Raw genomic sequence first — 20,394 nt, 5'->3', positions numbered from 1 at the left:
CTGAGAGGGTCGGGCGGCACCTCGCGCGAGGAGGCTTTACGCGATGCGCTCGAAACGGACGGCGAAGTGGGCGTCCGAGGAGCCGGGAGACAGGCGCGTGGCCACGCAGGAGCGGCCGTTGACGGGTGCCAGCTTGAAGCCCGCGCCGGCCTCGCTTTCGAGGAAGGCCTTCACCACGCCGTTGTTCTCCTCGCGGGTTACCGTGCACGTGGCGTAGGCCAGCGCGCCGCCCGGGGCCACGTGCGGCGCGGCAGCCTGCAGCATGCCCAGCTGCACGCGCGCGAACTCAACGATGTCGGCCGGCTTGATGCGCCAGCGGATCTCGGGATGGCGGCGCAGCGTGCCCAGCCCCGAGCACGGGGCGTCGATGAACACCTCGTCGAAGGCGCGGTCCCCCACCACGGCGTCCAGCTCCAGCGCGTCGCCCGTGAACGCCTCGGCCACCTCCGCGCCGTAGCGCTCGGCGCGCTCCAGCAGAAGCCGCGTCTTGAACGCATGGTTGTCAAGCGTAGACAGGACCAGCTGTGAGCCGTAGGCGCGCGTCGCATCGCTTTGCAGCAGGATCGTCTTCGTGGCGCGACCGGCGCCCACCTCCAGAAGCGACGCGGGCTTCCGCTCAGGCAGCACCGAGGCGGCCACCAGCTGCGAAGCGGCGTCCGTCACGAGGATCTTGCCCTGCGAGAACATCCGCTTCACCTCGGGAAGCAGCAGCGCGCGTGTGTCGAGCACACGGTAGCAGCCGGCAACGCTCACGCCGTCCACCGATACCGGGTCCAGCCCCTCGTCCAGCTTGTCGAACGCTTTGACCAGGGCCTCGTCGGAGGTTTTCGCCGCGTTGACGGCGATGAACAGCGGCGCCTGCTCGTTCGAGGCGCGCATGAAGTCGAGAGCCTCCTGCGGCCCCAAGTCGACGATGAGCTTGCGCGCCAACCACAAGGGGAACGCATGCAGGCGCGCGAGCGCCTCGGGGTCGCGCATGGGATCGCCGAAGGGAAACGCCTGACGCATGAGCACGATCTTGCGCAGCACCGCGTTCGCCAGACCCGACGCGCTCATCGCGAAGGAGCGCACGAGCTCCACGCCCTGGTCGACGGCCGCGTGCGGCGTCTTGCCGAGGAAGATGATCTCGTAGGTGCTCACTCGCAAGGCATCGCGCACGTCGGGTTTCACGTCGCTGGGCGCGTTGAGCGCGCGATCGATGATCTCGTCGAGCGTGCCCGTGGCGCTGACCACGCCGAGAGCCAGCTTCGTAGCGAACGCGCGATCCTCCGACGAGAGGTCGGAGCGGTCGATGCGCGTGCCGATGACGTCCTGCGCGAACGCGTCGCGCTCGCGCACGGCGCGCACCACGTCGAGCGCGGCCAAACGTGCGGGGCTCGCCTTCGAGCGCGGCTTCTTCGGAGGGTTTTTAGGTCCGGCGTAGCCTTGGGGCTTTCGCGTCTCACGTGCTTCAGGCATGGGGTTCCTCCCAGGTCAGGCCGCCGTCCTTGATTCCCTGGACGCCCGCGGCGAACGAACGCGCGTCCATGGTCTGCTTGCCGTCGGGCTTGAGCGCGCCCACCTCGAGCGCGCCGTCCGCCATGCCGAGGAACAGGCGCTTGCCCGCGAAGCGCACCTCCCCCGGACGGATGCCCGCCGCCAGCTCGCAACCCGCCGCGTCCTCGGGCGCGTGCGCTTCGAGCACGGTGACGCCGCGCCCGGCGACGACGGCGCGCGACGGGTGCGGCGCACTCGACGCCTGCACTTTGCGCGCCGCGAGCGCAACGTCGTCGTTCGGCGACAGGTCCAGCTCGCGCTTCTCGATCTTCGAGGCGTAGGTGACCTGCTCCTCGTCCTGCTCCGTCCACTCGGCAGCGTCGCGCTCGACATGCACGAGGGCGGTGAGCAGGGCGTGCGAGCCCAGGTCGGCCAGCTCATCGGTAAGCTCGGAGGCGCTTTTGCCGTCGACGATGGCGGTGCGGCACACGCAGTAGGCGCCTGTGTCCAGGCCCTCCTCCATGCGCATGATGCACACGCCCGCCTCCTCGTCGCCCGCCAGGATGGCTCGCTCGATGGGCGCGGCGCCGCGCCAGCGCGGCAGCAGCGACGCGTGCACGTTGAGGCAGCCGAAGCGAGGGATGTCGAGCACCTCCTTCGGCAGGATGGCGCCGTAGGCCGCGACGCAGATCACGTCGGGGGCGAACGAGGCCAGCTCGCGCTGCGCCGCCTCGTCGCGCAGGGTGCGCGGAGTCAGCACGCGCAAGCCGCGGCGCTCGGCCGCGGCCTTCACCGGCGAGGGCTCTAAGCGCTTGCCGCGCCCGCGCACCGCGTCGGGACGCGTGTACACCGCTGCCACGTCATGCTGCTCCGCCAAATCGTCGAGGATGGTCGCCGCGAACGCGGGCGTGCCCATGAACACGACGCGCATGGTTAGCGCACCCGCGCTTCGAGCGAGGTCTCCCCCGGGCGGGCGCCCGCGGCCAGCGCTATCTCGTAGTCGCGCAGCGCCTCGATGCGGGCCATCGGGTCGCAGCGCTCGAACATGGTGATGCCGTCGAGGTGGTCCAGCTCGTGCTGCAGGCAGCGGCCGAGGAGATCGTCGCCTTCGATCTCCCACTCCTCGCCGTCGAGGTCGAAATAACGCACGCGCGCAAACGGCGGGCGCGCGATGGGAACCGTGATGCCGGGGCACGACAGGCACCCCTCGCCCGCCACCACCGGATCGCCCTGCGTGTCCACCAGCACGGGGTTCACCAGCACGATGGGATTCTGCTCGCCTTCTTCCTGGTCGCAGTCGATCACCACGAGCCGCTTCGCCACGCCGAGCTGCGGCGCAGCAAGGCCGCAACCGTCGTTCTTGTACATGGCCTTCGCCATCTGCTTGGCCAGCTTCTTCAAGCTCTTATCGCCTAGGTCGCACGGATCGCACACCTGGTTCAGGATAGGGTTGGGGGACTGCACGATGGAAATCACGGTCAACACGTCCTTCTGAATTATGGGACGCGCCGCCCGATTCGGGGCGGCGCGGGTTATCGTCGGATTCGTATTGTCCGGTTTCGGGCGCGCCTTGTCCAGCGAACTTCCGAAAGCTCCACAAAACGCGAGGTGGGAAGGGCTATTGCTTGTCGTCCGCCACGATCTCCTTGAGGGAGGCGGCCAGTCCCGCCATGCCCTGGATCTCGGAGGGGATGATGAGCTTCGTGGCCTGCCCGTCGGCCACCGCCTTGAGCGCCTCGAAGGCCTGCAGCGTGAGCACGGCGTTGTCGGCGCCGGCCTCGCGCACCATGCGGATGCCGTCGGCCGTCGCCTGCTGCACGTTCTTGATGGCCTCGGCCTCGCCCTCGGCCTCGGCGGCGAGGATCACCTGCTGCTTCGCGGCCTCGGCGGACAGGATCTGCGCCTGCTTGTTGCCCTCGGCGATGGTGATGGCGGCCTGCTTCTCGCCCTCGGCCAGAAGCACCGCCTCGCGCTTCTCGCGCTCGGCCTTCATCTGCTTCTCCATGGCCTGCTGGATGGCGGCGGGCGGCGTGATGTTCTTCACCTCGACGCGGTTCACCTTGATGCCCCAGGCGTCCGTGGCCTCGTCGAGGATGGCGCGCATCTTCGCGTTGATGGTGTCGCGCGAGGTCAGCGTGGTGTCCAGGTCCAAGTCGCCGATGATGTTGCGCAGCGTGGTGGCCGAGAGGTTCTCGATGGCGAGGATCGGGCTCTCCACGCCGTAGGTGTACAGCTTCGGATCCATGATCCTGAAGAACACCACCGAGTCGATGGACATGGTGACGTTGTCCTTCGTGATGACGGGCTGCGGCGGGAAGTCGAACACCTGCTCCTTGAGCGAGATGTAGGGGCGCACGCGGTCGATGAATGGCACCTTGACGTGCAGGCCGTTGTTCCACGTGTCGAGGTACGAGCCCAGACGCTCGACGATGGCGGCTTCGGCCTGCGGGACGATCTTGATGCACGTGACCGAGAACAGCACCACGAGCACGACGATCACGATGATGGCGATCAGAAGCGGGTCGAGGGTGATCATGCTAGGACACCTTCCTTTCGACGATGAGCTTCACGCTCTCCTGCCCCACGATGCGCACGACGGCGCCCTGGGGGATGAACGAGCCGTCGGCGGAACGCGCGGCCCAGGTCATGCGGTTGTCGGTTTCCACGCGGCCGGTGAGTCCCTCGTTGTCGACGTCCTCCACCACGACGGCGGTCTGCCCGACATGGGTGGGCTCCTCCTGCTTTCCGCGGTCGCGGTACTTCACGAACACGGGGCGCAGGGCCACGAGGCACACGACGGAAACGACCAGGAACACGACGATCTGCACGAGCAGATCGGCGCCGAGCAGGTTCGCGGCGAACGCCGCGAGCGCGCCGATGACGAACCACATGGTGATGAGGCCGAACGAAGCGACCTCGACGACCGCCATGACGGCGGCGACGGCCAACCAGACGAAGGGGCTCACGGGCTCCTCCTTTCTTCCGCGTCGAGTATACCATCCCTCGCCTCGCGCATGAGCGAGGCGAGGGAACCGATCAGGAACGCGGGGAAAGCGGCTTGTGGGCGGCGCGGCGGCGCTTGAGGTCCTGCTGCATGGCGGCCACGGTCTCGTAGAGCATCTCCAGCTCGTCGGGATCGAGGCGCGACGGGTCGGCGATCTGGGCGCGCAGGGCCCCCACCGCGTCCTCGGCGTCGCCGATGGCGAGCTCCTCCACGAGGAAGGCCGCCAGCTGCTCGGGCGCGGCCGTCTCCGACACGGTGCCCGACGTCAGCACCGCGGCGGCGGCCGGAAGCGCGCGCGACGCCTCCGTCACGAGGCGCGCCGACGAAGCCGCCGGATCCTCGGCCAGCGCGTCGAGCATGCTCTGCGCGACGACGGCGTGCGCCTGCTCGTGCCACTGCGTCTGAGCGAGCGCGTCGGCGTGCAGAAGCGCCAGGTCGGGCCGGCGCGCGGCCAGCGTCAGCAGCTGGCGCTCGAAGCGGCGGCGGTTGACCTCGGCGCGCGGCAGGCTGCGGGCCGGCCTCTGCGGCGCGGCGGCCTGCTCGAAACCGTCCGGCGCGCCCTCGTCGTCGCGCTCCCCTTCGACCTTCGGCGCCTTCAGATGCTCCAGCTGGTCGATCACGTCCTGCTCGCGGGCGCGCACGCTCGTGGCTATCTGCACGGCGTAGTCGCGCGCGAGCATGGAGTCCTTGATGGGGGCCAGCACCTGCAGCGCGTCGGCAAGGGCGGCGGCGCGCCCCTCGGCGCGGCCGAGGTCGTGGCGGGCAAGGCGGCGCTCGATGCCGTATTTCAGCAGCGGCTGGGCGTTCGCGATGAGCTTCTGCAGCTCCTCGGCGCCGCGCTGGGCCACGAAGTCGGCCGGGTCGAGGTTGTCCGGTAGCGTGACGGCGGCCAGCTCGATGCGGCTCTTGCCCGCCTCGGGCGTCATGGAGTCGTCGATGAACGCGAGCGCCCGGTCGGCGGCGCGCTGGCCCGCCTCGTCGCCGTCGAAGAGGTACACGATCGCATGCTGCGCATGGCGCGACAGCAGGCGGATATGGCGCATGGTGAGCGCGGTGCCCAGCGTGGCCACCGCATTCCTCACGCCCGCCTCGTGCAGCGCGATGACGTCGGTGTAGCCCTCCACCACCACGGCTATGCCGGTCGAGGCCATGGCCGCTTTCGCCTTGTCCATACCGTAGAGCACCTGCGACTTGTGGAACAGCGGAGTCTCCTGCGAGTTCAGGTACTTCGGCTCGCCCTTGCCCACCACGCGTCCGCCGAAGGCGATGCACTCGCCCTGCGGATCGTTGATGGGGAACATGATGCGGTTGTAGAAGCGGTCGCGCAGCTTGCCCCCGTCGTTCGACAGCGCCACGTTCGCCTGCACCATCTCGTCGGGCTTGAAGCCCTTCGCAGACAGGTGGCGCACCAGCTGCCCGTGCCCCGGCGCGAAACCGAGCTGCCAGGTCTTCGGCACCTCGCCCCCCAGGCCGCGCGCGCCCAGGTAGCTGCGCGCCGCCGACGCGTCGGAGCCGGGGTTGCGCATGAGCTGGCAATGGTAGAACTGCGAGGTCTCGTCGCAGACGGCCTTGAGGCGGGCCTTGCGGCTGCTGCCGATGCTCTTGCGCCCGCCGCTCTCGGCGATGTCGATGTGCGCGCGCTCGGCCAACCGGCGCACGGCTTCGGGAAACGACAGGTCCTCGGTCTTCATGATGAAGCCGAACACGTCGCCGCCCTCGCCGCAGCCGAAGCAGTGCCATAGCTGCAAGGCCGGATCGATCTTGAACGACGGGGTCTTCTCGTTGTGCAGCGGGCAGCAGCACCAGAAATCGCGCCCGCGCTGCTTCACCGGCGTCCGCTCTCCGATAACCTCGACGAGGTCGTTGGCCTCGCGCACCTTCTGGATGTCCTCTTCGCTGATGCCGCCCGCCATCGCGACCCCTACCTGCGTCTGTTCTGCTTCGCCAGCACCACGTTCACGAGGAACACGAATGCCAACGCCAGCGACGGCCCCAGCTCGGCGATGCCGACGCCCTCCTCGCCCGCGTTCGCGTACGCGAGCACGAGGCTGCCCGTCATGAGGACGAAGCTCAAGCCCCCGATAACCGCGAATATCCACTGCCTGTTCTGCATGCGCTCCCTTTCCGTGTTCGTCACCGTCCAGTATAGCGCAAGCGCGCGCTCGCGGCGCCGCGGCGGGAAGGCGCAGGGCAATCAGCAGAACGCCAACCGAATCCTGACAAAACCGCAGCGGTATCGGACGCCGGCGGGACCGCTGCTATGCTTGATCGGCCGGTCGCGCTTCGCCGGCATTCCGAACGATCGCCCGAAAAGAGAGGTTTGCCATGAACGACGACATCACGATTTTGGCGGACTTCGATTCTGCGCTCTACGAGCAGGTCGAGCCGCCCCTCGTATCGCTCTACCTGCCCACGCACGGCAGTGCTCCCGGCGACGAGAGCGACCGCATCGAGTTCGAGGCCCTCGTGGAGCAGGCGCGCGCGAAGCTCGCCCAGGAGCGCGAGCGCCGCGAATACAAAGGCGTCGACGAGCGGCTCGCCTACGCAGCCGAGCACTTCGACGATCTGACGAACCCCGCGCCCGGCGGAAGCCTGGCCGTGCTCGCAGGCAACGACCGAACCTACATCTACCGGCTTGGCTACGAGGCGGGCCCGCTCGCATTCGTGGGCGAGCGGTTCTACGTCAAGCCGCTGCTGAAGAACTTCCAGTTCGGATCGCACTACTTCCTACTGGGGCTTTCGGCCGACCGCTTCGCGTTCGTCCACGGCGACTTCGGCTCGCTCGAGCGCGTGGAGCTGCCCCGCGACGTGCTCGACGCGTTCAGCGAGGAGTTCCCGCTCGTGTACGACGGGCACGAGGGTGCGCTGGACTACTCGTCGCTCGAGAACCATATGCCGCCCTACCACGGCTGGAAGTCGCGCAACGACGTGAGGAAGGAGGAGGCCGGAAAGTTCTTCCAGTACGTGAACAAGGCGGTGACCGACTACCTCGTGGCCGGCACCGACCTGCCGGTGATCCTCGTGAGCCTGCCCGAGCACCAAAGCGCCTTCCGCCGCATCTCCACCATCCCCCATCTGCTGGACGAGGGCATCGAGAAGGACATCGGCGGCATCGAGGCCCCCGAGCTCTTGGCCGATGCGAAGGCCGTCATCGAGCATGTGCGCGAGGCGCGCGCGACCGAGCTGCTGGAGAAGTTCGGCGATGCCGAGGCGCACGGCGGCGCGTCGTCGGACCTGGAGGCCATCGGGCTCGCGCTTGCAGAGCGCAAGGTGCGCGCCCTGTTCCTGGCCGAAGGCGCCTACATCCCCGGCGGCTTCGACGAGCAGACGGGCGAGGTCTTCCTGTTCGAGCGCGAGCCGCACGGCCGCTTCCAGGGCCCCGAGCTGGCCGACGGCTTCGTCCGCGCGGCCCTTGCCCAGGACGCCGACGTGTTCGAGCTTCCCGCCGAGAAGATTCCCGGCGACTCCGGCATCGCCGCGCTGTACCGGTACTAGGCGCTTCGTTACCATCAGCACTGACCCGCTTCGTTAATGCACGCTTTTGTCAAGCTTTCGTACGTATGAAAGGCGGTTTTGCTTGTCAAAAGCGTGCGTAAGCGGACTGCAACCGCTTGGAGCCGGCGCATGCGCTCGCTCGCCGGCCTCTTCGCCGTACGCGGCTCCATGCGCTACAATGTCCCCGATACCCGCGACGCCCGCCGCCGCGCGGCGGGCTGCATCAGCAGAGGACGCCCATGGAACGCACGAACATCCCCTATCTCTCACTCAACCCCGACATCGAGGCCGCCATCCGCGCCGACCGCGCCGCCGGGCGCGCGCACCCGCATCGCTTCGACGACGCGAACGTCGTGCGCCGCGAGCGGAACCCGCACGACGACGCCACGCTCACGCGCCCCGCGTTCGCGCGCGACATCGAGAAGATCCTCAACGTGCCGGCGTACAACCGCTACGCGGACAAGACGCAGGTGTTCTCGTTCGTGGAGAACGACGACATCAGCCGCCGCGGGCTGCACGTGCAGCTGGTCAGCCGCGTGGCGCGCGGCATCGGATCGCTGCTGGGGCTGAACTGCGAGCTCATCGAGGCCATCGCACTGGGCCACGACGTGGGGCACACGCCCTTCGGCCACGCCGGCGAGCGCTACTTGAGCGCATGCTACCATCGACGAACCGGGCGCTACTTCAACCACAACGTGCACTCGGTGCGCGTGCTCGACCAGCTGTACCGCCGCAACGTCAGCCTGCAGACCCTCGACGGCGTGCTGTGCCACAACGGCGAGTTCGCCCAGCAGGTGCTGCGCATGGGCGACACGGCCGACTTCGTCGCGCTCGACAGGCTCGTGGAAGCGTGCACCGCAGACGAGCTTGCCATCAAGACGCTGCGTCCTTCCACGCTGGAGGGCTGCGTCGTCCGCGTCAGCGACATGATCGCCTACGTTGGCAAGGATCGCGCCGACGCGCTCGACATGGGCGTCATCGACTCGCTCGACGTGTTCGACAGCGAGGTCATCGGCCGCGACAACGCGCGCATCATCAACAACCTCACCGTCGACCTCGTGAACACGAGCTACGGCACCGACCGCATCGCGCTCAGCGAAAGGGCGTTCGCCGACCTCAAGCGCGCCAAACGCCAGAACTACGAGCTCATATACGAGCGCGAAGGCATGGTGAACGGCGCAGGCAACATCGTGGAAGAGATGTTCGAGGAGCTGTACGAGCGCCTCTTGGAGGATCTTCTCGCAGGCGACGAGGGCTCGCCGGTGTTCAAGCACCATGCCGCCTCCCTCGCCGCCAAGTCTCGCACCGTTGAGATCGACGAGTACCTGGCATCGGATCCGAACCAGGTGGTCGTCGACTACATGGCCTCGATGACCGACAGCTACTTCATGGCGCTCTACGCCCACCTGTTCCCGAGAAGCAAGAAGCGCATCATCACGCGCGGCTACTGCTCCGATTTAGGCTGAGGGCCCACCGAGGAAAGGAAACGCCTGTGAAGCTGCTCATCGCATCCGATCTGCACGGCGCGGCGCCCGCCGTGCGCGCGCTCGTCGACCGCATCGAAGCCGAAGCGCCCGACCGCATCGTCTTGCTGGGCGACCTGCTGTACCACGGCCCGCGCAACGACCTGCCGGAAGGCTACGCGCCGAAAGAGGCGATCGCGCTGCTCAACGGCCTGGCCGGACGCATCGTTGCCGTGCGCGGCAACTGCGATGCCGAAGTTGACCAGATGGTGCTCGACTTCCCGTGCATGGCCGACTACGCCCTCGTCGAGGCCGACGGGCACGTCCTGTACCTCTCCCACGGCCACCTGCCGGGCAAGTCCCCCGACGACCCGCCTACGCTCGCTCCCGGCAGCGCCTTCTTGTCAGGCCATACCCATGCGAAGACGCTCGACGAGCGCGACGGCGTGCTGTTCGTCAACCCGGGAAGCACCTCCATCCCGAAGGACGGCTCCGCCAGCTACGCCGTGTACGAACACGGCGCGTTCATCCTGAAGGACTTGGATGGGAACACGCTGCGCGAAGGCGGATGGGAGTAACCCGAACGGCGCTCGACCCTTAACCTAACCGTCCTCGATCCACCGTGTATTCCACGTCGGCTATCGCGGCGGTCGAGGCGCGATGGCTCACCAGCACGACGGTCTTGTCGCCGCGGCCCTCGGAGAGCGCGCGGAGCACGGCGGCCTCGTTCAGGCTGTCGAGGTTCGACGTGGGCTCGTCCAACAGCACGAACGGCGCGTCGTGCAGGAACACGCGTGCAAGGCCTATGCGCTGCCGCTCGCCTCCCGAGAGCGTCTCCCCCAGCTCGCCCACCGGCGTGTCCAGCCCGCGCGGCAGACGTTCGATCAAACCGCTCAACGCCGCCTTGCGGCATGCTTCGGCCAGCTCTTCGGGCGAGGCGCTCGGCTTCGCAAGGAGGATGTTCTCGCCTATGGTGCCGGCGAACAGATGCGTTTCCTGCGTCATGTAGCCCTGCGTTTCGCGCAAGCTGGCCGTGTTCGCACGGCGCACATCCGTGCCCGACACCTCCACCACGCCGCGCGTGGCATCCCAAAAGCGCATGAGCAGCTTGCACAGCGTCGACTTGCCCGAACCGCTGCGCCCGGACAGGTGCACCACGCTGCCCGGTTCGATGCGCAGGCTCACGTCGTCGAGCACGGGATACCCTCCATAGGAGAAGTCGACGCGACGCACCGCAGCGCCCGAGAACGTCCCCAGATCCGCACCGTCGTCGACCTCCTCGGTCTGCGGGCGCTCGTCAAGCAGCTCAAGCACGCGCCCCCCGGACGCAAGCGTCTGCTGCAGCGTGGAGCCGAGATTCGCCACGGCGATGACCGGGCCGAACGACGACATGAGGGCGGCCGTGGCCACAAGAGCTCCGTCGGGCGCGATGGCACCGGACAAGCACAGCGCCCCCGACGCCAGCACCATCGCAACGTCGAGCGCCAGCACCAGCCCGTTCGTCAACGACATCGCCAGAGCGCCGCGCCCCTTGAGGCGCGCTTCCGCGCGGGCAAGCTCGTCCATGCGTTCGTCCAGCTCGCGCGAACGTTCGGCCGCTCGGCCGAATTGCAGCGTCTCGCGCAAGCCTCGCAAGCTGTCAAGCACGAACGCGTTCATACCGCCCAGCCCCTCCCGCAGCTCGCGCCCGCCCATGCCGCTGGCCTTCGAGGAGGCGTACGGCACCGCTACGCCCACCAGCAGGTAGGATGCAAGAGCCAGCAACCCCAGCGCCGGAGATATCGTCGCGACGAACGCCGTCATGCCCGCAGACACGACGAACGCGATGATCGCCGGGGACAACGTGTGAGCATAGAACACTTCCAGCAATTCGATATCGCCGGTCACAAGCGAAACAAGGTCGCCTTTGTCGCGGCCTTCCAGCTTCGCCGGAGCCAAGCGGCGCAGCGCGGCGAACACGCGGTCGCGCACGAGCGCCAACAGCTTGAACGCGAGATAATGGTTGCACAGCTGCTCGCCGTAGCGCAGAGGCCCGCGCGCGACGCCGCAGACGGCCACGAGCGCCAGCGCGGCGCCGTAGCCGACAGTCTGCGGAAAGCCCGCCAGATCGACGAGCGCGTAGACCCCGAACACCGTGAGGAAGATGGCCGCCCCGAAGCCCAGCACTCCCAGCACGACGGCCAACGCCATCCAGGGAGCCAGAGGGCGCACGAGCCCCACCAGCCGCAGCATCACCGACAAGTGCGATCGGCGCGTCGGCTCGACGGGCGCAGGCTCTTCCCCTCTTCGCCCATGCGCAGGGCAGTCGGGGCAGCGCGCAGGCTCGGCCGCGGCGCGCGCGGATCCTCCGGAAACCGCAGACGGCGCCTCCGTCAGCCGATCCTCGGGATCGTCCGCTTCGACCGCAGCAGAGAAGCGCTCGAGCTCGGCTTGCCGGCTCCATAGGCGCGCATACGGGCCGCCGTGCTCCAGCAATTCGCCGTGCGTCCCGGCTTCTGCCACACGGCCGTCTTCCAACACGTAGATGCGGTCGGCGCCGGCCACGGCCGCCAGGCGATGCGAGATCACGACGACGGTCTTCGTGCGCGCCAGCTCATGGACGACCTCGACGATGGCTCGCTCGCTCTCCGCATCGACGTTCGACGTGGCCTCGTCGAACACGTACGCAGGCGTATCTCGGAGCAAGGCGCGAGCCAGCGCGAGTCGCTGCCGCTGACCACCCGAAAGGTTTCCGCCTTCCTCCGCTATCGCTGCATCGAGCCCGCCCGCCTGCTCCACGAACCCTTCTGCGCGGCAGCGACGAAGCGCCTCCCACAGCTCCTCGTCGCTCGCCTGGGGGTCGGCTAGCAGCAGGTTCGAGCGCACGCTCCCCTTGAACAGGTAACTCGAGAACGGAACGACCGTGACGGTGCTCGCAAGCGAGGCGCGGGACGCCTCCTGGATCGGCACGCCGCCCACTTCGACCGACCCCGCGAATCCGGCGTTGCGTCCCGACAGGATGCCCGCCAACGTCGACTTTCCCGAACCGCTCTCGCCGACGATGCCCGTGAACGATCCGGCGGCCGCATCGAAATCCACGTCGGAAAGCACGGTGCGCTCGCCATCGTAGGAATACCCCACGCCGCGGCATGCAAAGGAGATGCGATCGGCTTCGATGACGCGCGAGCCGCGCTTGGGTTCCGGCGCATCGAGAATCGCGAACATCTTGTCGGCCGCCGCCATGCCGTTCATGGCCGTGTGAAAGAACGACCCCAGCGTGCGCAGCGGGATGAAGAACTCGGCCGCCAGGAATATCACGGCGAAAGCCGCGAAAAACGGCGCCTGCCCGAGCGAGAACTGCCACAGCGCCATGACGATGCCCACCGCCGCCCCGCCGTAGGCGAACACGTCCATCACCGTCACGGAGTTCAGCTGCATGCGTAAAAGCCGCATCGTGGCCTGGCGGAACGTCTCGGCCTCGCGGTTCATCGCCTCGTGGCGATCGGCGTCGACGCGGTAGATCTTGAGCGTGGTGAGGCCCTGCAGGTTCTCGAGGAACGTCGCGCCCAAGTCGGTGTAGGCGTCCCAGTACGAGCCCATCGCGCGCTTCGCGATCTTCTGCACGGCGACGATGGACGCGGGTATGAGCGGCACGCAGGCCAGAAGCGCCACGGCTGCCGGAAAGCACAGCGGAGCGAGACAGGCGAACAGGGTGAGCGGCGCCAAGACCGAATAGAACAGCTGGGGCAGGTACGAACCGAAGTAGCTCTCCAGCTGCTCGGTGCCCTCGACGCTCACCTGCACGGCCTCGCTCGTGGACACGCGCTCGGAGTACGACGGACCGAGGCGCACGAGCTTGTCGTATACGAGCTTGCGCACGGTGCGCTTCGCGGCCGCAGCTGCCGCCTGGCCCATGCGCTGCGAGAGCGTCAAACAGCAAACGCGCACGACGATAGCCGCCGCAGCGGCCATCACGAGGTTCGCCCGCGCCGCGGCGACGTCCCCACCCTCGACGAGGGACTGCACGAACGCCCCCATGAGCAGCATGAGCGCTATGTTCGCCGCGAGCGCGACCCACTGGAGCGCGACGCTTGCCGCTACGTACTTGCGCGCTTCGGGCACCATGCCCGCCAGCCGTTTGCTGAACATGCCTAGCCCTCCGTCCGCTCGACAACGCGTTCGGAGCCGCGCTCGGTCGCAGAGCCGCGATCCGTCTTCACGATGAAGCCGAAATACGCGACATGCGCCACCCATACGGCAGCAACGACGGCGCGTCCCACCGGCACGTTCGCCATCAGAAGGAACGAGGCGCCCAACACGAGCGTGACGGGGCCCAGCAGCATGAGCTTCGCCTTCACGGTCATCGCGCGCTTCTTCGCGAAGCCTTCGAGCACGGTGCGGTACAGCTTCGTTCCATGGAACCATGCGTCGAGGCGCTCCGAGCTGCGCGCGAAGCAGTACGCGGCTCCCAGCAGGAACGGCACCGTCGGCAGAACGGGAAGCACCGCCCCCAGAGCCCCAAGCCCGAAGCAGGCGAAGCCCCCGACCGCCCACAGGGCGCGAAGGCACCTGGCCGCGCGCCGGTCTCTCTCGTTCGTCATGAGCATCCTTCCCAGCGCCGACGCCCTGCGCCGGCAAATAGTTACCTTTGTCTAACAAGGTGGGAATTGTACGCGAACTGGATTAAATTGTAAACCTTGGTTAATTTTTAGCGACGGTTCAACGTGTGCAGCATGCTCAGGCCCCGCAGGGTGAGATGCTCGTCGGTACGGGCGACGCGCTGCGACAGCGCGGCGACGGCAGCGGCATCCGAGCCCGTGGCGATGACGTCGGTCTCGTAGCCCAGTTCGCGCCATACCATGTCGATGAGGCCGTCGATGAGCGCGACCTCCCCCATCACGACGCCCGCTTGCATGGCCTCGCGCGTGTTCTTGCCCACCACCGATGCCGGAGCCTTGAGATCGACCATCGCCAGCTGCGCGGCGGCATCCGACAGCGCCTTCGCCGACAGCTTCACGCCGGGCGCGATGATGCCGCCCACGAACGAGCCGCCCTCGTCAACCACCTCAAAGTTCGTCGTCGTGCCCAGATCCACCACGATGAAGGGCGCCGTATAGGCCGTGCGGGCGGCAACGAGGTCGGCTACCCGGTCGGCTCCCAGCTCGCCGGGGTCGTTGTAGCGCATCTTCACGCCCGTCTTCACGCCGGGTCCCACCACGAGGGGGCGTCGGCCGGTAAGCGCGCGCGTCGCGGTCACCCATGCATCCGTGAGCCCCGGCACCACCGACGCGATGACGGCATCGTCGCAGATCGCACGACGGCCGTCGCGCTCCAGCATGTCGAACAGCCCCGCCATCCGCATGCGCGCCTCGTCGGCCGTCATGTGCTCCGTCGTGGTCACCTTCCAGGTGGCTTCCAGCTCGCCGTCGACGAAGAGGCCCAGGTTCGTATCCGAGTTCCCCACGTCCACGCACAGCACCGTGCGCGATGCGTCCCTTCCGTTGCCCATAGCCTCCCGCCCTTCCCGAATTGCCACAATCATGCGAATTTAGCGATGCCGCTCGCCCTTTTCGTCCAGTATACTGTACCTGTCCGTTCAGTAACCCGACTTCCTAAAACGTGAGGGGAAGCGGATATACGCAAAGGAGAAGAGAATGGATTCTGTCAAAGGGCAGCTGACGCTGCGCGGCATCGTCATAGGCTGCGTCGGTTGCGCCATCATCACCGCGGCATCGGTGTACACGGCCCTCAAGATGGGGGCGCTTCCTTGGCCCATCGTGTTCGCGGCCATCATCTCGCTGTTCTTCCTCAAGGCCCTCGGGCACGGCAAGGCCAGCCTCAACGAGGCGAACGTCACGCACACCGTGATGAGCGCAGGCGCTATGGTGGCGGGCGGCCTGGCCTTCACCATCCCCGGCATCTGGATGCTGGGCTACGCCGACGAGGTGGGCTGGTTCGAGATGCTCCTCGTAGCCGTCTCGGGCGTCATCATGGGCCTCGTCTGCACCGCGCTTCTGCGCCGCCACTTCATCGAGGACTCCGAGCTGGAGTACCCCATCGGCGAAGCGGCCGCCCAGACGCTCATCGCGGGCGATTCCGGCGGCAAGACCGGCTGGAAGCTGTTCGGCTCCATGGGCTTCGCGGGCGCGTTCACGGCGTTGCGCGATTTCTTCGGCGTGATCCCCGCGATGCTCTTCGGCAACGCCGCGGTCCCCGGCGTTGCGTTCGGCATCTACCTGTCGCCGATGCTTCTGGCCGTGGGCTTCCTCGTGGGCACGGGCGCCGTCGTCGTGTGGTTCGTCGGAGCGCTGCTGGCGAACTTCGGCATCATCGTGGGCGGCTCGGCCGCGGGACTCTGGGACGTGGCGTCCGCGCAGGGCATCGTGTCCAGCCTCGGCATGGGCGTCATGATGGGCGCGGGCCTGGGCGTCATCTTCAAGAACATCCTGCCCAAGGCCTGGCGCATGCTGCGCGACGCCCGCAGCTCGAACGCGTTCGGCCTCACCGCCGCAAGCACCATGGATGCGCCCGCAAGCGGCGCTAAGGACGGACGGCTGCGCATCGGCAGCTTCCGCCTCACCGCCGGGCTGGCCGCGCTCGCCGTGGCCGCCGTCGCGCTCATCGTCTGCTTCGGCCTGCAGCTGGGCCCCGTCCCGGCCGTCATCGTGGTGCTGCTCGCCTTCGTCGCCACGGCCATGAGCGCGCAGAGCGTCGGCCAGACGGGCATCGACCCCATGGAGATATTCGGCCTCATCGTGCTTTTGGCCGTGGCGGCCGTATCCAGCGTGCCGCAGGTGCAGCTGTTCTTCGTCGCGGGCATCGTGGCCGTGGCGTGCGGGCTGGCCGGCGACGTGATGAACGACTTCCACGCCGGCCACGTGCTGGGCACCAGCCCCAAGGCGCAGTGGATCGGCCAGGCCATCGGCGCCGTGCTGGGCGCGCTCGTGGCCGTCGCCGTCATGGCGATCCTCGTGGGCGCGTACGGCCCCGAGTCGTTCGGCCCCACGGCGTCGTTCGTGTCCGCGCAGGCGTCCGTCGTGGCCACCATGGTGTCGGGCATCCCCTCGGTGCCGGCGTTCGCCATCGGGCTTGCGGCGGGATTCGTCCTCTACCTGCTGAACTTCCCCGCCATGATGCTGGGGCTGGGCATCTACCTACCCTTCTACATGTCGCTGACCGCGTTTCTGGGAGCCATGGCCAAAGTCGCCTACGACGCCGTGTGCAAGCTGCGCCGCAAGGGGCTCTCGCCCGAGGCGGCCGCGGAGAAGGAGAAGGCCCAGGGCGAAACGGCCCTCGTGGTGTCGTCCGGCCTGCTGGGCGGCGAATCCATCGTAGGCGTCCTGGTGGCGCTCGCCGCCGTGGCGACGGGCCTGGGAGCGTAAACGCGGCGTGATCGCGGCCGCGGGGGGCGGTTTGAGCGGCGATTCCGTCCGTTTCGGGCGACAGCTTCCCCAATCAGGCGACGAATGGCTCGTCGTGCAAGGCGCATACGGCGAACACGTGCGCCGAAGTCGAGCGAGAGCGCGACAGGCGCCGAACGACACGAGCCGTTTCATCGTCCCGAGGAATTCCATACTGATCGAGGAGCTTGACGAAGCGACCCGTGTTCGCCACGTCTTTGCTCGAGAACCGCATGATCGGCATGCCGTAAAGGGTGAGCTGAGCCTCTCGGTGCTGTTCGTCGGCAAGGACGCGCATCGGTGTCCGGCCGCCGCGCAGCGCCGCGTCCTCGTACTTCTGCATCCCATCGAACTCGCCGATAACCCTGCTGCCGTCCAGCCGCGTCCAGAGGAAGTCGACGCGATACGAACGCCGTCGATCGAGCGGCCGAGGCAAAGCCACCTGAAGCTCGGGAAGCGCGAAGCCATGCTGGATCATCGCGGCGCGCGCGATGGATTCGCCACCGCTTTCGCTACGGGCATCAGCGTAGTGCATCGTCCGCATGGCATGTGCCGCTCCTTCGAGATTGCCGCCGATGCGCCTAACATGGGAAACGAACGCGCTTGCCCTGCCCCCACCGAGGCGTAGCGCGAAATCCGCAACGGCCAGGGCCTGCCCGAAATCCACCATGCGCATGCAATCGAAGACGGTCCTCTGCAGCGACGTCACACGGAGTCCCTGCACAATGACGGATTCGTCTTCGGCGACAACGTGCCACCGAACGGTCTTCGAATTCGCATTGCGGTTCGATCGGGTCGTCGCAACGTGGATTGCGCCCAGCCTCTCGTACGATACCGGCAGACCGAACGCAACGGCAGCTGATTCGTGACAGAAAACCCAATCGGGATGAATGCTCTGTGCAGTGCGCATCACATGAAGCATTTTCTCGGGCTTCGAAAGCCCGCTCCAATAAGCGGCTCTGGCATACATGCCCCGAGCAGGCCGTACGACCTCACCTCGCTCCACATGCCGCCGCAGAATCTTGCGCGTCCGCTCGCAGGACGAAATCGCGCACATCCGCATGCGCTCCGCCCGAAGGAAAAGCTGGGCCATTTCGACATCGTTGGCTTTCATCGCGCACCACCGCCATCCGCATCCATGCAACTTCGTTCCATCTTCCCAGAAAACAAACAACCTGACGGCTTGAGCCGCGCAGTTCGCAAGACGAACACTGTCGCCCGAAACGGACGGTTTGAGCGGCGATTCTGTCCGTTTCGGGCGACAGCTTCCGCTAACGGACTCGCCGTTCCGCATGCACGCTAGTTGAACTTGAAGATCTTCTGAGCCATACGGTAGCCGGTGATGCCGATGCGGCGACCGAACGAGGTGGGCAGGTTCGTGCCCATGTTGAGCGTGCTGCGCCGGATGGGACGGTAGGCGTCCGGATTGTGCGCTTTGAGGTACTCCCAGATGGCCTCGCGCTTGTCCTCTGCCTCGTCGGTGTCGATCATGCGCAGGAAGATGGAGCAGATGCACATCATCATGGACAGGTAGTTCTCCATGTAGCGCTCCAGGCGCTTCTCGGGCACATCGTCGGGCAGGCGCACGGCATCGATCATCTCGCGCGTCACGCGCAGCTGCTGGTCGATGCGACCCATCATGACGTTCTCGTTCACGCTCTGATCTTCGCGCCCGATGAAGTAGCGGTACATGTCCACGTCACGGTAGTAGATGGTCTTCACATGCGGAAGAGGAACGTACACGAAGATGTTGTCCACGTAGAAGCAATGCTCGGGCAGCTTGAGATCGATGTCCCGCAAAAGATCGGTACGATAGATCACCGAGTGCATGAGCAGATACTGGCTTTGCCCGAAATGGCCCACGTCGGCCCAGCCGAACTCGCGCCCCTCGGGAAACACGTTACGGTAGTGCATGACCGTGCGCGCGCCCTCGTGAACCTTCTCGTACACGTAGTTGCCGATGACGAGATCGGTTGGATGCGGCAGTTCGGCCTGACGGCGCAGGTAAACCATGATCTCGGCCATGGCGTGCTCGTCGAGCCAGTCATCGGAGTCCACCACCTTGAAGTAGCGGCCCGTCGCGTTCGCCAATCCCATGTTCACCGCCGATCCATGACCGCCGTTTTCCTTATGGATGGCGCGGATCAAACCGGGGTGACGCTCCTGCCACGCATCGGCCTTGGCGGCCGTGTCGTCCTTCGTGGATCCGTCATCGACGATGAGTATCTCGATGTCGTCCCCGCATTTCAAAATCGACTCGATGCAGGTATCCATGTAGGCGGCCGAGTTGTAGCACGGCACGGCGAAGGAGATGGTCTTCATGCCGCTACCCCACCAGCTCGTCGGCGAGCGCCAGCGCACGGCCGATGATGACGTCCATGTTGTAGTAGCGGTACTCGGCCAGACGGCCCAGCGGATGGAAGTTCGGAAGCGACGTGGTGAGCGCGCGGTAGCGCTCGTAGTGCGCGGCGTTCTCGTCGTTGATGATGGCGTAGTACGGGATCTGCTTCTTCGGATCGTCGTAGGAGTGGCTGTACTCCTTCATGATGGTGGTCTTGTCGCTTACCTGGCCGGTGAGGTACTTGAACTCGGTGATGCGCGTGTAATCCTCGGTCACCGTGAAGTTCACCGTTCCGCAAGGCAGCACGTGCTCGACGTCGTGCGTCTCGTACACGAAATCGAGGCTGCGGTACGGCAGTCGGCCGAAACGCGACAGGAACAGCTCGTCGAGCGGCCCGGTGTAGACGATGGGCCCCTCGAACGGCGCGCCCTTGATGAGAATGGCGGACAGAGGCGCGTTCTCGTCGTTGCTCTCGAACTCCAGTTCGAACACGTTCTCGGCTTCGGTTTCCAGGCACACCATGATGCGCTCGTGGTCGAGCATGCGCTCGAACAGCGGGGTGTAGCCCTCGAGCGGCATGCCCTGGTAGGCGTCTTGGAAGTAGCGGTTGTCGCGCGACAGGAACACGGGCACGCGCGCCGTCACCGACGGATCCACCTCCTCCGGCGTGAGCCCCCACTGCTTCTGCGTGTAGTAGAGGAACACGTTCTTGTAGATGAAGTCCGCCACCTCGGTGAGATCGGGGTCGTCGACGCTCCGCAGCTCGGTGATGGTCACCTTGCGCTCGTCGCCGAACGTGGCGATGAGCTTCTCGATGAGCTGCGAGGCGCGCTCCTCGCCGAAGGCGATCTCCATCGAGTTCTTGTTGAACGGCACCGGCATGTACGTGCCGTACCAGTCGGCCAGCACCTCGTGCTGGTAGTCGCGCCACTCGGTGAAGCGGCGGACGTAGTCGAACGCGCGCTTGTCGTTGGTGTGGAAGATGTGCGGCCCATAGCGGTGCACGAGGATGCCCGCCTCGTCGGCCTCGTCGTACATGTTGCCGGCGATATGGGGCTTCTTCTCGATCACGAGAACACGCTTGCCGCCGCGCTCTGCCAGCTCGCGCGCCATGACGCTGCCGGCGAACCCGCTGCCCACCACCACGGCGTCGAAATCGCCTCGATCGATGTCATGCAAATCGCAGTAACGCACACCCATGGGGAACCTTCCTTGTCCGTATTGACCCGCACGAAC

The 20,394-nt window shown here is 66.8% G+C and carries 17 protein-coding genes; 4 read left to right on the top strand and 13 right to left on the bottom strand.

Annotated features, from left to right (window positions below; genetic code table 11):
• Positions 1-36 precede the first annotated feature (36 nt).
• The 7 genes from GT613_RS10720 to GT613_RS10690 form a co-directional block, all read right to left on the bottom strand.
• Entirely contained in the window at positions 37-1,458 is a 1,422-nt protein-coding gene (locus tag GT613_RS10720) for a transcription antitermination factor NusB (protein ID WP_161172620.1), read from the bottom strand.
• The gene (fmt, locus tag GT613_RS10715) at positions 1,451-2,407 is read right to left on the bottom strand and encodes a methionyl-tRNA formyltransferase (protein WP_015760737.1); all 957 of its coding nucleotides are present in this window, start codon (positions 2,405-2,407) and stop codon (positions 1,451-1,453) included. The genes GT613_RS10720 and fmt overlap by 8 nt, the downstream gene beginning before the upstream one ends.
• A gap of 2 nt (positions 2,408-2,409) precedes the next feature.
• On the bottom strand, positions 2,410-2,961 hold the full coding sequence (gene def / locus GT613_RS10710; RefSeq protein ID WP_015760738.1) for a peptide deformylase: 552 nt from the start codon (positions 2,959-2,961) through the stop codon (positions 2,410-2,412).
• A 133-nt stretch (positions 2,962-3,094) separates the two neighbouring features.
• Positions 3,095-4,012 carry an SPFH domain-containing protein gene (locus GT613_RS10705; RefSeq protein ID WP_161172619.1) on the bottom strand — a complete coding sequence of 306 codons (918 nt, stop codon included), beginning with the start codon at positions 4,010-4,012 and terminating at the stop codon, positions 3,095-3,097.
• Between the two features lies 1 nt (position 4,013).
• Positions 4,014-4,442 (bottom strand): NfeD family protein, encoded by a 429-nt coding sequence (locus GT613_RS10700; RefSeq protein WP_009307134.1) that lies wholly within the window; start codon positions 4,440-4,442, stop codon positions 4,014-4,016.
• 70 nt (positions 4,443-4,512) lie between these two features.
• Positions 4,513-6,393 carry a DNA primase gene (gene dnaG / locus GT613_RS10695; RefSeq protein ID WP_009608671.1) on the bottom strand — a complete coding sequence of 627 codons (1,881 nt, stop codon included), beginning with the start codon at positions 6,391-6,393 and terminating at the stop codon, positions 4,513-4,515.
• Between the two features lie 8 nt (positions 6,394-6,401).
• Positions 6,402-6,593, bottom strand: a complete 192-nt coding sequence (locus tag GT613_RS10690; RefSeq protein ID WP_009608583.1) for a hypothetical protein — start codon at positions 6,591-6,593, stop codon at positions 6,402-6,404.
• Positions 6,594-6,805: 212 nt separating this feature from the next.
• Here GT613_RS10690 and GT613_RS10685 point away from each other — a divergent pair, with 212 nt between their 5' ends.
• The 3 genes from GT613_RS10685 (at position 6,806) to yfcE (ending at position 10,016) form a co-directional block, all read left to right on the top strand.
• A complete protein-coding gene (locus GT613_RS10685) occupies positions 6,806-7,975 on the top strand; it encodes a hypothetical protein (protein WP_009608647.1) in 1,170 nt (389 codons plus the stop codon).
• Positions 7,976-8,214: 239 nt separating this feature from the next.
• On the top strand, positions 8,215-9,441 hold the full coding sequence (locus GT613_RS10680) for a deoxyguanosinetriphosphate triphosphohydrolase family protein (RefSeq protein ID WP_009608672.1): 1,227 nt from the start codon (positions 8,215-8,217) through the stop codon (positions 9,439-9,441).
• A gap of 26 nt (positions 9,442-9,467) precedes the next feature.
• A complete protein-coding gene (gene yfcE, locus GT613_RS10675; RefSeq protein ID WP_009608614.1) occupies positions 9,468-10,016 on the top strand; it encodes a phosphodiesterase in 549 nt (182 codons plus the stop codon).
• 19 nt (positions 10,017-10,035) lie between these two features.
• Here the strand turns inward: yfcE and cydC are convergent, their stop codons facing one another.
• The 3 genes from cydC to GT613_RS10660 all read right to left on the bottom strand — a co-directional run bounded on the left by cydC (position 10,036) and on the right by GT613_RS10660 (position 14,926).
• Positions 10,036-13,566, bottom strand: a complete 3,531-nt coding sequence (gene cydC, locus GT613_RS10670; RefSeq protein WP_009608678.1) for a thiol reductant ABC exporter subunit CydC — start codon at positions 13,564-13,566, stop codon at positions 10,036-10,038.
• 2 nt (positions 13,567-13,568) lie between these two features.
• The gene (locus GT613_RS10665; RefSeq protein ID WP_009608708.1) at positions 13,569-14,018 is read right to left on the bottom strand and encodes a YbaN family protein; all 450 of its coding nucleotides are present in this window, start codon (positions 14,016-14,018) and stop codon (positions 13,569-13,571) included.
• A 107-nt stretch (positions 14,019-14,125) separates the two neighbouring features.
• Positions 14,126-14,926 (bottom strand): type III pantothenate kinase, encoded by an 801-nt coding sequence (locus GT613_RS10660; RefSeq protein WP_009608624.1) that lies wholly within the window; start codon positions 14,924-14,926, stop codon positions 14,126-14,128.
• Between the two features lie 145 nt (positions 14,927-15,071).
• Between GT613_RS10660 and GT613_RS10655 the strand changes: the two genes are divergently transcribed.
• Positions 15,072-16,799: an OPT/YSL family transporter gene (locus GT613_RS10655; protein ID WP_009608684.1), complete on the top strand. Its 1,728-nt coding sequence runs from the start codon at positions 15,072-15,074 to the stop codon at positions 16,797-16,799.
• Positions 16,800-16,872: 73 nt separating this feature from the next.
• Here the strand turns inward: GT613_RS10655 and GT613_RS10650 are convergent, their stop codons facing one another.
• The 3 genes from GT613_RS10650 to glf form a co-directional block, all read right to left on the bottom strand.
• Complete coding sequence (locus GT613_RS10650; protein WP_035577118.1) at positions 16,873-17,931, bottom strand: hypothetical protein; 1,059 nt, start codon at positions 17,929-17,931, stop codon at positions 16,873-16,875.
• 185 nt (positions 17,932-18,116) lie between these two features.
• Positions 18,117-19,139 carry a glycosyltransferase family 2 protein gene (locus GT613_RS10645; protein WP_009307144.1) on the bottom strand — a complete coding sequence of 341 codons (1,023 nt, stop codon included), beginning with the start codon at positions 19,137-19,139 and terminating at the stop codon, positions 18,117-18,119.
• A 4-nt stretch (positions 19,140-19,143) separates the two neighbouring features.
• A complete protein-coding gene (glf, locus tag GT613_RS10640; protein ID WP_009307145.1) occupies positions 19,144-20,358 on the bottom strand; it encodes a UDP-galactopyranose mutase in 1,215 nt (404 codons plus the stop codon).
• Positions 20,359-20,394: the final 36 nt, after the last annotated feature.

It is taken from the genome of Eggerthella sp. BIOML-A4 (assembly GCF_009875575.1).
In the GTDB taxonomy this organism is placed as follows: domain Bacteria; phylum Actinomycetota; class Coriobacteriia; order Coriobacteriales; family Eggerthellaceae; genus Eggerthella; species Eggerthella lenta.
The sequence above is the reverse complement of the archived record's forward strand: the minus strand, read 5'-3'. Positions and strand labels throughout refer to the sequence as shown.